This window comes from Streptomyces sp. M92, assembly GCF_028473745.1.
GTDB lineage: Bacteria > Actinomycetota > Actinomycetes > Streptomycetales > Streptomycetaceae > Streptomyces.
In genome coordinates this window covers 187,413-200,908 of the sequence record NZ_CP101137.1, presented here as the reverse complement: position 1 = coordinate 200,908, position 13,496 = coordinate 187,413, and the positions used below count along the sequence as shown (strand labels likewise).

Annotated in this window: 11 protein-coding genes; 5 read left to right on the top strand and 6 right to left on the bottom strand. The window is 71.4% G+C overall.

The window, feature by feature from the left end:
• Positions 1-7: 7 nt before the first annotated feature.
• The 3 genes from M6G08_RS00940 to M6G08_RS00930 all read left to right on the top strand — a co-directional run bounded on the left by M6G08_RS00940 (position 8) and on the right by M6G08_RS00930 (position 4,553).
• The gene (locus M6G08_RS00940) at positions 8-2,017 is read left to right on the top strand and encodes a TerD family protein (protein ID WP_272585278.1); all 2,010 of its coding nucleotides are present in this window, start codon (positions 8-10) and stop codon (positions 2,015-2,017) included.
• Positions 2,018-2,290: 273 nt separating this feature from the next.
• Complete coding sequence (locus tag M6G08_RS00935; RefSeq protein ID WP_443048714.1) at positions 2,291-3,280, top strand: TerC family protein; 990 nt, start codon at positions 2,291-2,293, stop codon at positions 3,278-3,280.
• 172 nt (positions 3,281-3,452) lie between these two features.
• Positions 3,453-4,553: a calcium:cation antiporter gene (locus M6G08_RS00930; RefSeq protein WP_272585276.1), complete on the top strand. Its 1,101-nt coding sequence runs from the start codon at positions 3,453-3,455 to the stop codon at positions 4,551-4,553.
• Positions 4,554-4,584: 31 nt separating this feature from the next.
• Here M6G08_RS00930 and M6G08_RS00925 read toward each other — a convergent pair whose 3' ends face one another.
• Positions 4,585-5,631: a S66 family peptidase gene (locus M6G08_RS00925; RefSeq protein WP_272585275.1), complete on the bottom strand. Its 1,047-nt coding sequence runs from the start codon at positions 5,629-5,631 to the stop codon at positions 4,585-4,587.
• Positions 5,632-5,735: 104 nt separating this feature from the next.
• Between M6G08_RS00925 and aroQ the strand changes: the two genes are divergently transcribed.
• Entirely contained in the window at positions 5,736-6,209 is a 474-nt protein-coding gene (gene aroQ, locus M6G08_RS00920; RefSeq protein ID WP_272585274.1) for a type II 3-dehydroquinate dehydratase, read from the top strand.
• Between the two features lie 54 nt (positions 6,210-6,263).
• On the opposite strand, the gene M6G08_RS00915 is transcribed toward aroQ, so the two are convergent.
• A complete protein-coding gene (locus M6G08_RS00915; RefSeq protein ID WP_272585273.1) occupies positions 6,264-6,920 on the bottom strand; it encodes an MBL fold metallo-hydrolase in 657 nt (218 codons plus the stop codon).
• A gap of 54 nt (positions 6,921-6,974) precedes the next feature.
• Positions 6,975-7,661, bottom strand: coding sequence for a maleylpyruvate isomerase family mycothiol-dependent enzyme (locus M6G08_RS00910; protein ID WP_272585272.1), 687 nt, complete (start codon positions 7,659-7,661; stop codon positions 6,975-6,977).
• A 223-nt stretch (positions 7,662-7,884) separates the two neighbouring features.
• On the opposite strand from M6G08_RS00910, the gene uvrA reads away from it, so the two are divergent.
• Positions 7,885-10,926 carry an excinuclease ABC subunit UvrA gene (uvrA, locus tag M6G08_RS00905; RefSeq protein WP_272585271.1) on the top strand — a complete coding sequence of 1,014 codons (3,042 nt, stop codon included), beginning with the start codon at positions 7,885-7,887 and terminating at the stop codon, positions 10,924-10,926.
• A gap of 69 nt (positions 10,927-10,995) precedes the next feature.
• On the opposite strand, the gene M6G08_RS00900 is transcribed toward uvrA, so the two are convergent.
• From M6G08_RS00900 to M6G08_RS00890, 3 genes are all read right to left on the bottom strand, one after another.
• Complete coding sequence (locus tag M6G08_RS00900) at positions 10,996-11,385, bottom strand: YceI family protein (RefSeq protein ID WP_272585270.1); 390 nt, start codon at positions 11,383-11,385, stop codon at positions 10,996-10,998.
• 84 nt (positions 11,386-11,469) lie between these two features.
• The gene (locus tag M6G08_RS00895) at positions 11,470-12,378 is read right to left on the bottom strand and encodes a carbohydrate kinase family protein (RefSeq protein ID WP_272585269.1); all 909 of its coding nucleotides are present in this window, start codon (positions 12,376-12,378) and stop codon (positions 11,470-11,472) included.
• Complete coding sequence (locus M6G08_RS00890; RefSeq protein ID WP_272585268.1) at positions 12,375-13,439, bottom strand: LacI family DNA-binding transcriptional regulator; 1,065 nt, start codon at positions 13,437-13,439, stop codon at positions 12,375-12,377. Before M6G08_RS00890 ends, M6G08_RS00895 begins: the two co-directional genes overlap by 4 nt.
• Positions 13,440-13,496 lie beyond the last annotated feature (57 nt).

Here is a 13,496-nt window from a genome sequence, read left to right as displayed (position 1 = left end):
AAAGGCGATGACGGCCGAGCTGACGCGGGGGCAGAACCACCCGCTTCCCCGGGCCCGTCTGGAGATCCGGGTCTCGGCCGGCACGCCGGTCGTGGTCGGAGCCACGCTCGGCGACGAGAACGGCGAGGTCCACGACGTGGAACGGGTGGCCCACCCGGGCACACCCACCCTGCCGGGGCTGGAGGTCTCCCGGCAGGCCGCCGCCGACCACCGCCTCGCGGTCGACCTGGACGCGGTGCCGGACGCCGTGCACCGCGTCAGCGTGCTGCTCGCTCTGCCCGTCGGCGGCCAGGGCCCTGCCCGCTTCGGAGCCGTGGCCGCCCCCTTCGTCGCCGTCACGGGCCTCGACGGCGAGGAGGTCGCCAGTTACACCCTCACCGGCCTGGAGGCCGAGTCCGCCGTCGTCGCGCTGGAGCTCTACCGACGCCAGGGCGCCTGGAAGGTGCGCGCCGTCGGCCAGGGCTACGCGGGCGGGCTCGCCGAGCTGTTCGCCGACCAGAAGCTGCCCGAGGCCCACCGCCTCGCCGGCGACATCCAGGACGCGGTGGCCCGCGGCCTGGCCCGTTCGGTGCCGGCCCCCTCGCCCCGCACGCCGGACGGGGACCGCTCCCGGCCCGCCACCGCCTCGGCGCACGACCCCGGCGCGGCCGCGGTCCAAGGCGCCACCGGGGGCGTGCCACCCACACCGCAGACCGACCCCCAGGGCCCTTCGGCACGACAGACGCCCGCTGCCCCGGGACAGCACGCCACGCCGCAGTCGTACCCGGCCACCACGGAACCGTCCGCGGCCACCGGCGGCGGTCCCATCGACTACAGCCACCCCCGCCGGCAGCACGGCGCTCCGCCCCCGCCGGCCGCGCCCCCGACCGCACCCGGGCAGCCCGCAGCACCCGTCGCGGGCGACGCCACCGGCTGGAGCATGGAGGAGCGGCTCTACAACCAGGTCTGGGGCATGTTCGAGGACCTGGCCCGCACCACCGCCGCCTACCGCAGTGCCGTGGACTTCGCGGACTCACGCATGGAGAAGGAGTTCGACCAGGTCCTGTCCGACCCGCGCAACCGGATCGGCGGTCAGGGCGACGCCGCCCGGGACGCGGCCCGCGCCCGGCACGAGCAGCTCGTGACACAGGCCGGGGAGGCCCTGGACCGCGACGTGGCCCAGCTCGCGGCCGAGGCCGAGGTGGTCGAGCCGGCCCTGCCGGCGGCCTACGCGCGCTGGGACAGCCCCGTCTGGCACGCCTACCGCGTGCCCATGGAGATCCCCATGGCCGTCAGGCTGGGCGACCTCCATCTGTCCGAGGCGGACCGCATACGCATTCCGATGCTGGTCCGGTTGCCGCTGGAGCGCGGCCTGTGGATCGACAGCGGACGCGCGGCCTCGCTGGACGGCTCGTACACCGACCCGCACGAGACCCGGCGCCTGGGACTGGAGACCGCGGTCGCACACGCGGCCCGGCTGCTCGCCGTCTACCCGGCGGGCGAGTTCACCGTGCACGTCGTCGACCCGGCCGGATCAGGGACGCAGCCGCTGGCACCGCTGGTGCAGTCCGGGGTGCTCGACGCCCCGCCGGCCCTGGGCGCCGCCGGGACGGCGGACGTGCTCGCGCGCCTGACCCAGCGCGTCGACCTGGTACAGATGGCGTTGCGCGGTGGCGCGCCCGACGCGCTCCCGCCCGGTCTGGACACCTCCCAGCAGCTCCTGATCGTCAACGAGTTCCCGCACGGCTTCGACGACCGGGCGGTGAACCAGCTGCGCTACCTCGCCGACGAGGGACCGGCCGTCGGCGTCCACCTGATGCTGGTCGCCGACCGTGAGGACTCCGCCGGGTACGGGCCGCTGCTCGACCCGCTGTGGCGTTCGCTGCTCCGGCTGACGCCCGTCGCCGACGATCACCTCGCCGACCCGTGGGTGGGACACGCCTGGACGTACGAGCCCTCGCTCGTCCCGCCCGGCAGCCAGGTGCTCCGGCAGGTGCTCGACCAGGTCGCCGCAGCCCGCCGTTCGTGGCCTCGGTAAAAGGCTCTGAGCTGCCCTTTTGAGCTTTATTTGCGAATCTCTTTACCTTCCCTTGGGAAATGGGGTACTGTCGTCCGTACGGAGGGGAGTACTCCCTGCCAACTACTGCGGCGTACCCGTCAATACGGATCAGGCCAGATCCCGGGGCGTCGGCCCGTGGGTTCCGGACGCGTGTCGCGTACCGGGCGCCCGGGGTGGAAGAGACCTCCGGCAGCGACGACGCTGACATCTGCCGTGTGACGTACTGCCGGAGGCGTAGTAGTGGAAGTTTCCATGACCCTGTGGGTCCTGACCGTCGTGGGCCTCGCCGCTCTGATCGGGGCCGACTTCTTCATCGGCCGCAAGCCGCACGACGTATCGATCAAGGAAGCCGGGATCTGGACGGCCGTCTGGATCGCCCTGGCGGGCCTCTTCGGAGTCGGCCTGCTCATCTTCGGCGGCGGCCAGCCCGCCGGCGAGTTCTTCGCGGGCTTCATCACCGAGAAGTCCCTGAGCGTCGACAACCTCTTCGTCTTCATCCTGATCATGGCGAAGTTCGCGGTGCCCTCGCAGTACCAGCAGCGAGTGCTCCTCATCGGTGTCCTCATAGCCCTGGTCCTCAGGGCTGTCTTCATCGCGGCGGGTGCCGCGATCATCGCCAACTTCGCCTGGGTCTTCTACATCTTCGGTGCCTTCCTCATCTACACGGCCTGGAAGCTCATCCAGGAGGCCCGTGCCGACGAGGAGGACGAGGAGTTCGAGGAGAACAAGCTGCTCAAGGCGGCCGAGCGCCGCTTCGGCGTCGCCGACCGCTACCACGGCACCAAGCTGTGGATCGAGGAGAACGGCAAGCGCGTCATGACCCCGATGCTGGTCGTGATGCTCGCGATCGGCACCACCGACGTGCTCTTCGCACTCGACTCCATCCCGGCGATCTTCGGCCTGACCCAGGACCCGTACATCGTTTTCACGGCCAACGCGTTCGCCCTGATGGGTCTGCGCCAGCTGTACTTCCTCCTCGGCGGTCTGCTGAGGAAGCTGGTCCACCTCTCCTACGGCCTGTCGGTCATCCTGGGCTTCATCGGCGTCAAGCTGGTGCTGCACGCTCTGCACGAGTCCGGGGTCCACGTCCCCGAGATCAGCATCCCGGTCTCGCTCGGCGTGATCTGCTCCGTCCTGATCGTCACCACGATCACCAGCCTGCGAGCCTCCAAGAAGCAGGCCGAGGCGGAGGCCGCGGAGAGCCGGAGCGACGACGCCCCGAAGGACAGCGTCGAGGCCTGACCGGAAGTACCGCCCCAGCACGGGCGGAAGCGACCACCGGGAGCGGCGGGCGGCGAGGAGCCGACCGCCGCTCTTCCGTGATGGGCCGTGGAGAGCCCGCGAAACCGCCGTGGTCGGCCCGGTCCGCGGCACAGCGAATGCCGGGACCGTCGCCCTCTGCGACGATCGCGTCATGATCACTCGCCCCAGGGAGTTCCTCACTCAGTGGACGGCCGTCACGCCCGTGGTCGCGGTCGTGCTGCTGGTCCTCACCTGGGGACGCGATCTGCCCGGGGCCGTCGTCGCCCTGCTGACGATCGTCCTCGCCGCCTCCGTCCTCGCCGCCGTGCACCACGCCGAGGTAGTCGCTCACCGGGTCGGCGAGCCCTTCGGTTCCCTGGTTCTCGCCGTCGCCGTCACGGTCATCGAGGTCGCGCTCATCGTGACCCTGATGGCCGACGGCGGCGACAAGAGCGCGTCCCTGGCCAGGGACACCGTCTTCGCGGCCGTGATGATCACCTGCAACGGTGTGGTCGGCCTCAGCCTCCTGGTCGCCTCCGTGCGGCACGGCACCGCGGTCTTCAACCCGGAGGGCACCGGGGCCGCCCTCGCGACCGTCGCCACCCTGGCCACGCTCAGTCTGGTGCTGCCGACGTTCACCACGAGCGCGCCCGGTCCCGAGTTCTCCACCGTGCAGCTGACCTTCGCGGCGCTGTCCTCACTCGTCCTCTACGGCCTGTTCATCACGACCCTGACCGTACGGCACCGCGACTACTTCCTGCCGGTCACCCGGCAGGGCGAGGTGATCACCGTCGAGAACCACGCCCACGCGCCGTCCTCCCGCACCGCGCTGATCAGCCTGGTGCTGCTCGCCCTTGCTCTGATCGGCGTGGTCGGCCTGGCCAAGGGGGTGTCGCCCACCATCGAAGACGGGGTGCAGGCCGCCGGGCTGCACCATGCCGTCGTCGGCGTCGTCATCGCCCTGCTCGTACTGCTCCCCGAGACCATCGCCGCGGTGCGCTCCGCGCGCCGCGACCGGGTGCAGACCAGCCTGAACCTCGCCCTCGGTTCGGCCATGGCCAGCATCGGCCTGACCATCCCGGCCGTCGCCCTCGCCTCCCTGTGGCTCTCCGGGCCGCTGATCCTGGGGCTCGGAGCGGTCCACATGGTGCTGCTCGCCCTGACCGTGGTGGTGGCCTCGCTGACGGTCGTCCCGGGCCGTGCCACGCCCTTGCAGGGAGGCGTCCACCTGGTGCTGTTCGCGGCGTACCTGGAGCTCGCGATCAACCCCTAGCGCCGGCCGGTCCCCCGAACGCGGGGGAGCGTCAGTACGTGACGGTGATGCGCCGCGCGGGCCCGTCGACCCGCACGGTCCCCCCGTAAGGGACGACGACCTGCGGATCGGTGTGGCCGAAGTCCACGTCGAAGACGATCGTGGCCTCGGGGGCGTAGACCCGCATCGCACGCAGCACCGCCTCACGCTGCTGAGCCGCGTACCGTTCGCCCTCCTCGGGGCTGTTGGGGCGTTCGAAGGACCAGGTCTTCGGACGGGCCATCAGGAGCGCGGAGAAACGGCCGAGCAGCCCGCGCTCGCCCATGTTGCGCAGGGTGCGGAAGACCTCCGTCGCGCTCGGCAGCTCCTCGGAGGTCTCCAGGAGCAGCACGCCGCCGTCGTACTCCGCCGGGTCGCGGGCGATCTCGCGGTCGGCCATCAGCAGCCAGGCCAGGATCTCCAGGCAGCCGCCCCAGGTCCGTCCCTCGACCACACGGCCGGCGTTCACCCAGGACCAGCCAGCCCCGGTCCGCATCGACGGTTCCGCCTCGAAGGTGGCCGGGTCGGCCCAGTCGCGGTTGACGTCGTTGAAGCGCTCGGCGGGGCGAAGCTCGTACGGACCGGAGGTGAACAGCGCCGCGCGCAGTGAGTCGGCGGTCTGCGGGTGCATGGCGACGGGGCGCCCCAGCTCCACCATGACGCTCGCGCCGTGGTAACCGACGATGCCCGTGTTGCGCAGGTAGGCGAGCAGGTTCGTGTTGTCGCTCAGGCCGAAGAACGGCTTCGGGTTGGCCCGGATCAGCTCCCGGTCCAGCAGCGGCAGGACGGTGATCTGGTCGTCGCCGCCGATCGACGCGATGACGGCCTTGATCTCCGGATCGGCGAAGGCGGCGTGGATGTCGGCGGCCCGCTCGGCAGGCGTCGAGCCCATCCTCCGCGTCGCCGGATACTCGACGGGCTCCAGGCCGAACTCCTTGCGCAGCCGCTCCAGGCCCAGCTCGTAGGGGAGTGGGAAGAGCCCCGGCAGCCCGGAGGAGGGTGATATCACCGCGATGCGGTCGCCGGGCGACGGCTTGGGCGGGTACTCGATCATCGTCATGGACGGAGGGTAGGGCCGGCCGGGCAGCCGGTGCACCGTGATAAACCGGGGTCCGAGCGGCGGCCCGTACGGGGACCGCCGCATCCGAACGGACCGGAGGAACCGTGCCCCGCACCCTGGCCAACGCCCCGATCATGATCCTCAACGGCCCCAACCTGAACCTGCTGGGCCAGCGCCAGCCGGAGATCTACGGCTCCGACACCCTCGCGGACGTCGAGGCACGGTGCGTGAAGGCGGCGGCGGCACACGGCGGCACGGTGGACTTCCGGCAGTCCAACCACGAGGGTGAACTGGTCGACTGGATCCACGAGGCCCGGCTGAACCACTGCGGGATCGTGATCAATCCCGCCGCCTACTCGCACACCTCCGTCGCGATCCTGGATGCCCTCAACACTTGCGACGGCCTGCCGGTGGTGGAGGTCCACGTCTCCAACATCCACCAGCGTGAGCCGTTCCGGCACCACTCCTACGTGTCGCAGCGCGCCGACGGGGTGATCGCGGGGTGCGGTGTGCAGGGGTACGTGTTCGGCGTGGAGCGGATCGCGGTGCTGGCCGGGACGGGAACGGCCCGGGCCTGAGGCGCCGGGGCCGGCCCCGCGACACCGAGGCCGGTCCCTCCCTACCCCGTGGGCTCACCAGCCGCGCGCGTGCCACTCCGGCAGGTGCGGCCGTTCCGCGCCGAGCGTGGTGTCCCTGCCGTGCCCGGGATAGACCCACGTCTCGTCCGGGAGGACGTCGAAGACCTTGGTCTCCACGTCCCGCATCAGACTCGCGAACGCCTTGGGATCGTCATGGGTGTTGCCCACACCACCCGGAAAGAGACAGTCCCCGGTGAACACATGGGGATGCCCGTGCGGGTCGTCGTACACCAGGACGATGGAGCCCGGCGTGTGTCCGACCAGGTGGCGTGCCGTGAGCTCCACCTGCCCCACCCGGACCGTGTCGCCGTCGTCGAGGAGGACGTCGGTCGGCACGGGGATGCCCTCGGCGTCGTGCCGTCCGGCGTGGGTGCGGGCCCCGGTGGCCGCGACGACCTCGGCGAGCGCCTGCCAGTGGTCGCCGTGCCGGTGGGTGGTGACGACGGAGGCGATGCCGTCGTCACCGATCGTGCCGAGCAGCGTGCGCGCGTCGTTCGCGGCGTCGATCAGCACCTGCTCGTCGGTGGCCCGGCAGCGCAGCAGATAGGCGTTGTTGTCCATCGGGCCGACCGCGACCTTGGTGATCATCAGGTCTTTGAGTTCGTGCACGTCGGCGGGTCCGCCGACCCTGACCTCTCCGCTGTACGTCATGCAGGCCAGCCTAGCGCCGGGAGGCGGCCCGCAGACCGCCTCCCGGGGGCGGCGCTACAACGGAGGCAGCGTCGGCAGCGGGCCGCCCTCCGCGGTCAGCTCGGAGCCCGCGCGGCGTCCGGCGAGCCAGCCGAGCAGGTCGGTCGGGCGTCCGGTGACCGTCACCTCGGGAGCGTCCGCCTCCCGGCCCGTGCGCCACGCGCGCGTGCCGTCGGTGAGCCGGGTGGCCGCCACGTCCGGGTGCCCGGCGAACCGTGCGGCGAGGAAGTCGGTCTCCCGCTCCGTGAACTCCGCCGGAAGATCCTCCAGCTCGTACCCGATGCCCAGGTCCACGTGGTGCAGCTCGACCTCGACCCAGCGCCGGAACGGCAGCCGGGACGCCGAGTCGGTGATCCCGTTGCGCAGCTCCACCGTGCGCGACCAGTCCGCGGGAACGGCGGCGACGTCCTGGAAGCGGGCCGCGCTCTCGCGCACGTCGGCGAGCTGGGCGTCGAGGGGCCGCGGCGCGCCCCGCTCGATGTCGGCGTCCCGCGCCTCGCCGGAGACGTACATGGGGCGTCCTTCGAGGACGTTCACGAGGGCGTCCGCGTTGCGGGCGAGGTGGGCGAGGACGTGGCCACGACTCCAGCCGGGAAGCCGTGACGACTCCGTCACGGACGCGTTGTCCAGTTTCCCGACCGCGCCGAGCAGCCGCTCGGTAGCGTCACGTACAGACTCCAGGTCACGAGCGTGGTCAATCATGATGCTGACCCTAGACCTCGCTACACCTTCGGGTGAAGGTTGTGGACGACCCCCGCAATTCGAATGCACGTGCTATATGGTCGGAAGCGGCGTCGGGCATGCTGGGAAGTCGGGGTTTGTTGACAACCGGTGAATCCGACCGGCGTTGTCAGTGGCTCCCCCTAGTCTGAGAAAGACGGGGGCCTCGCCCCTGTCACTTCTCTCAAGAAAGGTGCGGACCGGCGTGGCCGACCGTCTCATCGTCCGTGGCGCGCGCGAGCACAACCTGAAGAACGTCTCGCTCGACCTGCCTCGTGACTCGCTCATCGTCTTCACGGGCCTGTCCGGGTCGGGCAAGTCCTCCCTGGCCTTCGACACCATCTTCGCCGAGGGCCAGCGGCGCTACGTGGAGTCGCTCTCCTCTTACGCCCGGCAGTTCCTCGGCCAGATGGACAAGCCGGACGTCGACTTCATCGAGGGGCTCTCCCCGGCCGTCTCCATCGACCAGAAGTCGACCTCCCGCAACCCGCGCTCCACGGTCGGCACCATCACCGAGGTCTACGACTACCTGCGCCTGCTCTTCGCGCGCATCGGCAAGCCGCACTGCCCTCAGTGCTCCCGGCCGATCTCGCGCCAGTCGCCGCAGGCCATCGTCGACAAGGTCCTGGAGCTGCCGGAGGGCAGCCGCTTCCAGGTGCTGTCGCCGCTGGTGCGCGAGCGCAAGGGCGAGTTCGTCGACCTCTTCTCCGACCTCCAGACCAAGGGCTACTCCCGCGCGCGGGTGGACGGCGAGACGATCCAGCTCTCGAATCCGCCCACGCTCAAGAAGCAGGAGAAGCACACCATCGAGGTGGTCGTCGACCGCCTCACGGTGAAGGACTCCGCCAAGCGCCGGCTCACCGACTCCGTGGAGACCGCGCTCGGCCTGTCCGGCGGCATGGTCGTGCTCGACTTCGTCGACCTCCCCGAGGACGACCCCGAGCGCGAGCGCATGTACTCCGAGCACCTGTACTGCCCGTACGACGACCTGTCCTTCGAGGAGCTGGAGCCCCGCTCCTTCTCCTTCAACTCGCCCTTCGGCGCCTGCCCCGACTGCTCCGGCATCGGCACGCGCATGGAGGTCGACCCGGAGCTGATCGTCCCCGACGAGGAGAAGTCCCTCGACGAGGGCGCCATCCACCCCTGGTCGCACGGGCACACCAAGGACTACTTCGGCCGCCTGATCGGTGCCCTCGCGGACGCCCTAGGCTTCCGCACGGACATCCCCTTCGCCGGTCTGCCGCTGCGCGCCCGCAAGGCCCTGCTCAACGGCCACAAGACCCAGGTCGAGGTCCGCTACCGCAACCGGTACGGGCGCGAGCGCCGCTACACCACGGCCTTCGAGGGCGCGATCCCCTTCGTCAAGCGCCGGCACAGCGAGGCCGAGAGCGACGCCAGCCGCGAGCGCTTCGAGGGCTACATGCGCGAGGTGCCCTGCCCCACCTGTGAGGGCACGCGTCTCAAGCCGCTCGTCCTCGCGGTCACCGTGATGGGCAAGTCGATCGCCGAGGTCTCGGCGATGTCCATCAGCGACTGCGCCGATTTCCTCGGCGAGCTGAAGCTCAACGCCCGCGACAAGAAGATCGCCGAGCGCGTCCTGAAGGAGGTCAACGAGCGGCTGCGGTTCCTGGTCGACGTCGGCCTGGACTACCTCTCGCTGAACCGCGCGGCCGGCACCCTCTCCGGCGGCGAGGCGCAGCGTATCCGCCTGGCCACCCAGATCGGCTCCGGCCTCGTCGGCGTGCTCTACGTCCTCGACGAGCCGTCCATCGGCCTGCACCAGCGCGACAACCACCGGCTGATCGAGACCCTCGTCCGGCTCCGCGACATGGGCAACACCCTCATCGTCGTCGAGCACGACGAGGACACCATCAAGGTCGCCGACTGGATCGTCGACATCGGCCCCGGCGCCGGCGAGCACGGCGGCAAGGTGGTCCACAGCGGCTCCCTCAAGGAGCTGCTGGACAACGCCGAGTCGCAGACCGGCCTCTACCTGTCCGGGCGCAAGGCCATCCCGCTGCCCGACATCCGGCGCCCCCGCGACCCGGCCCGGCAGCTCACCGTGCACGGCGCCCGCGAGAACAACCTCCAGGACATCGACGTCTCCTTCCCCCTCGGCGTCTTCACGGCCGTCACCGGCGTCTCCGGCTCCGGCAAGTCGACCCTGGTCAACGACATCCTGTACACCCACCTGGCCCGCGAGCTGAACGGCGCGCGCAACGTGCCCGGCCGACACACGCGCGTGGACGGTGACGACCTCGTCGACAAGGTCGTGCACGTCGACCAGTCGCCCATCGGCCGCACCCCGCGGTCCAACCCGGCGACGTACACCGGTGTCTTCGACCACATCCGCAAGCTGTTCGCCGAGACGACCGAGGCGAAGGTCCGCGGCTACCTGCCGGGCCGCTTCTCCTTCAACGTCAAGGGCGGCCGCTGCGAGAACTGCGCGGGCGACGGCACCATCAAGATCGAGATGAACTTCCTCCCGGACGTCTACGTCCCGTGCGAGGTCTGCCACGGCGCCCGGTACAACCGGGAGACCCTGGAGGTCCACTACAAGGGCAAGTCCATCGCCGACGTGCTGAACATGCCGATCGAGGAGGCCACGGACTTCTTCGAGGCGGTCCCCGCGATCTCCCGGCACATGAAGACCCTCAAGGACGTCGGCCTCGGCTACGTCCGGCTCGGCCAGTCCGCGACCACCCTCTCCGGCGGTGAGGCCCAGCGCGTCAAGCTCGCCAGCGAGTTGCAGCGCCGCTCCACCGGGCGCACGGTCTACGTCCTGGACGAGCCGACCACCGGTCTCCACTTCGAGGACATCAGCAAGCTGCTCACGGTCCTGTCCGGCCTCGTCGACAAGGGCAACTCGGTCATCGTCATCGAGCACAACCTCGACGTGATCAAGACCGCCGACTGGGTCGTCGACATGGGCCCCGAGGGCGGCGCCGGCGGTGGCCTGGTGGTCGCCGAGGGCACGCCCGAGCAGGTCGCCGCCGTGCCCGCCAGCCACACCGGCAAGTTCCTGCGGGACATCCTCGGCGCGGACCGCATCAGCGACGCCGCCCCCGTGAAGGCCCCGCGCAAGGCGGCCGCGAAGACGGTGGCGGCCAAGGCGTCCGCCACGAAGACCACCACCAAGGCGGTCACCGGCACGGCGGCGAAGAAGCCCGCCACCAAGCCGGCCAAGACTGCCAAGACGGCCGCGAAGCCCGACGCGAAGAAGACGGCGCGGACGAGCAAGGCCTGAACCGGAGCCGAGCCGGGCCCCACGGACGATCCCGCGGCGCCCGGCTCGGCGTGCGCCCGGCTCGGGGGCTCAGGCGCCCTCCGGCTCCGAATTCGCCGCGTCGGATCTCACCCGTCGCCTCGAACCCGTCGTGCCGCCCGTCACCGCCGACGGCATGGCGCCCAGCCCGCCGAACTCCACGGCGAACATCACCGGCCGGGTCATGTCGCCGATGGTCGGCTCGCCCCTCCATGGTCCCGTCCCTCGCCTCCGCCCGACACCCGGATCGAGCGGTAGGCCATCGTCGGGCGCTTCGCCACGTCGAGCAAGGTCGGAGGCGCGTACGCGCGCGTCCCGGTCGGCGTTCCCGGTGTCGAAGGAGGCCAGGTCGACCGCGGCGGACACCCGGACGTCCTCGTCCCACTCCCGACGAACAGTGACGAACAGTTCGGCCTGCTCGCCGCTGAAGCGCCCGCGCACCTTGGCGAGCCGAGGTGGCCGACGGTGAAGTTCACGCAGCCATGGACCGCCGGGCCCCCGGGGACGGACCGGTGCCGTCGGCGTTCAGCCGGCCACCTCGTGCGCGTACGGCGGCTCCGCGCCCGCCCGCGAGCAGGTGACCGCCGCCGCGCGGGCGGCGAAGCCCAGCAGCCCCGCCCAGCCCTCGGGCCCCAGCGCGGCCACCGCCTCCGCGCTGAGCGCGTCCCGCACCGCGAGGCCGTGCAGCAGCGCCGCGTTCACCGTGTCGCCCGCGCCGATCGTGTCCACCACCTCGACTCGCTCGCCCGGTACCGAGTACTCGCTTCCGTCGCGGGTGTACGCCGTCAGTCCGGCACCGCCCCGGGTGACCACGACCGCCGCCGGACCCGCCGCCAGCCATTCCCGGGGCGTTCCGCCGAGCCACTCGGCGTCCTCGGCGGACAGTTTCAGCAGGTCCACGGAGGGCAGCCAGCTTTTGAACCGGGCCCGGTAGGCGTCGGCGTCCAGGATCAGGCCGGGCCGGATGTTGGGGTCCAGCGCCGTGAGTACGCCCCGGGAGGCCGTCTCCCGCAGCAGTTCCTCGTAGGCGCTCGCGCCCGGCTCCAGCACCAGCGAACAGGTTCCGAAGGAGACCGCACGGGTACCGGACGGCAGCGCGGCGGGCACCGCGAACAACCTGTCCGCCGTCCCGTCGACGTAGAAGGAGTACGCGGCGGAACCGTCCGCGTCCACCGAGGCCACGGCGAGCGTGGTGGGCTCGGCCCCGCGCTGCACGGGGGACACGTCCACGCCCGTCTCGCGCAGCCGCTCCAGCAGGGCCTCGCCGAAGGCGTCGTACGACACCCGGGAGCAGAAAGCGGCGGGGGAGCCGAGGCGGCCGAGCGCGACGGCCGTGTTGTAAGGCCCGCCGCCGAGCGCCGGGCGCAGGGCGGCGAGGGCGCCCGTCCCCTGCGGGACCAGGTCGATCAGGGCCTCACCGGCGACGACGATCACGGGAGTGTCCTTTCGTGAACCATTACGGGGGCTTGCTCGGACCGCTCGGGGCAGCCGCACGAGGTGCGGTGCACGAAGGCGCACGGCAACCGCACGGTCCGGGCGGGCCGGTCCGGCTCGGCGAGGCGCTCCAGCAGCAGCCGGACGGCCCGGGCGCCGAGCTCTCTGCTGGGCTGCGCCACGGCCGTGAGCCGGGGGGAGAAAAGGTCGGCCCAGGGGAAGTCGTCGAAGCAGCACAGCGCCAGGTCGCCGGGTACGGACAGACCGCGGTCCCGCACGGCGCGCAGCGCTCCGATGGTCATCGCGTTGTTGGCGGTGACCAGTGCGGTGGGCGGTACCGGCAGGGACAGCAGGGCGGCCGTGGCCCGTTCGCCGCCGGCCGCCTCGGAGTCGCCGTGGACCAGGAGCCGTTCGTCGAAGGGCAACCCGGCGGCGGCGAGGCCGTGCCGGTACCCGGTGATCCGCTCCCGCGTGGTGCTGAGCCCCGGCCGGCCCGCCACCAGGCCGATCCCGCGGTGGCCGAGCCCGGCGAGATGGGTCACCAGCCGGGTCGTCGGCTCGGCGCCCTCGGCGCAGACCTGGTCGAAGCGCGGAGCGCCGTCGCCGTCCGGGGGGTCCACGACCCGGTCGAGGAACACGGTGGGCACGCGATGGCGGCCGAGGTAGGCGACGAGGCCGCGCGGTTCGGCGGAGGGCGCGACGATCATGCCGTCCACCCGACGCTCGTGCAGCAGCCGTACGGCCTTGCGCTCGTGGTCGGGGTCGTCGTGCGGATCGGCTATGAGCAGGCCGTACCCGTGTTCCAGAGCGGCGGTCTCGACGCCCTGGAGGATCTCCGTGAAGTACGGGTTGCTGATCGCCGACACCGCGAGGCCGATGGAACGGGTGCGGGAGGTCACCAGGGAGCGGGCGAGGGTGTTCGGGGTGTAGCCGAGTTCCTCGATGGCGTCCAGCACCGCCTGCCGGGTACGTGGCAGCACCGGACGGGTGTCGTTGAGCACGTGCGAGACGGTCGCCACGGAGACCCCGGCGCTCCGGGCGACATCGGCCATGGTCGCCATCGACGGCTCCCCTTCCCGTGTACGGCCGCAGATCGGCCGGCCACACCGCACCGTGGG

Coding starts and splice junctions, on each gene's coding strand:
- M6G08_RS00940 (WP_272585278.1), top strand. CDS start 8: ATGACGGCCGAGCTGACGCGGGGGCAGAACCACCCGCTTCCCCGGGCC.
- M6G08_RS00910 (WP_272585272.1), bottom strand. CDS start 7,661: ATGATTGACCACGCTCGTGACCTGGAGTCTGTACGTGACGCTACCGAG.
- M6G08_RS00935 (WP_443048714.1), top strand. CDS start 2,291: ATGACCCTGTGGGTCCTGACCGTCGTGGGCCTCGCCGCTCTGATCGGG.
- M6G08_RS00915 (WP_272585273.1), bottom strand. CDS start 6,920: ATGACGTACAGCGGAGAGGTCAGGGTCGGCGGACCCGCCGACGTGCAC.
- M6G08_RS00890 (WP_272585268.1), bottom strand. CDS start 13,439: ATGGCGACCATGGCCGATGTCGCCCGGAGCGCCGGGGTCTCCGTGGCG.
- M6G08_RS00925 (WP_272585275.1), bottom strand. CDS start 5,631: ATGACGATGATCGAGTACCCGCCCAAGCCGTCGCCCGGCGACCGCATC.
- M6G08_RS00930 (WP_272585276.1), top strand. CDS start 3,453: ATGATCACTCGCCCCAGGGAGTTCCTCACTCAGTGGACGGCCGTCACG.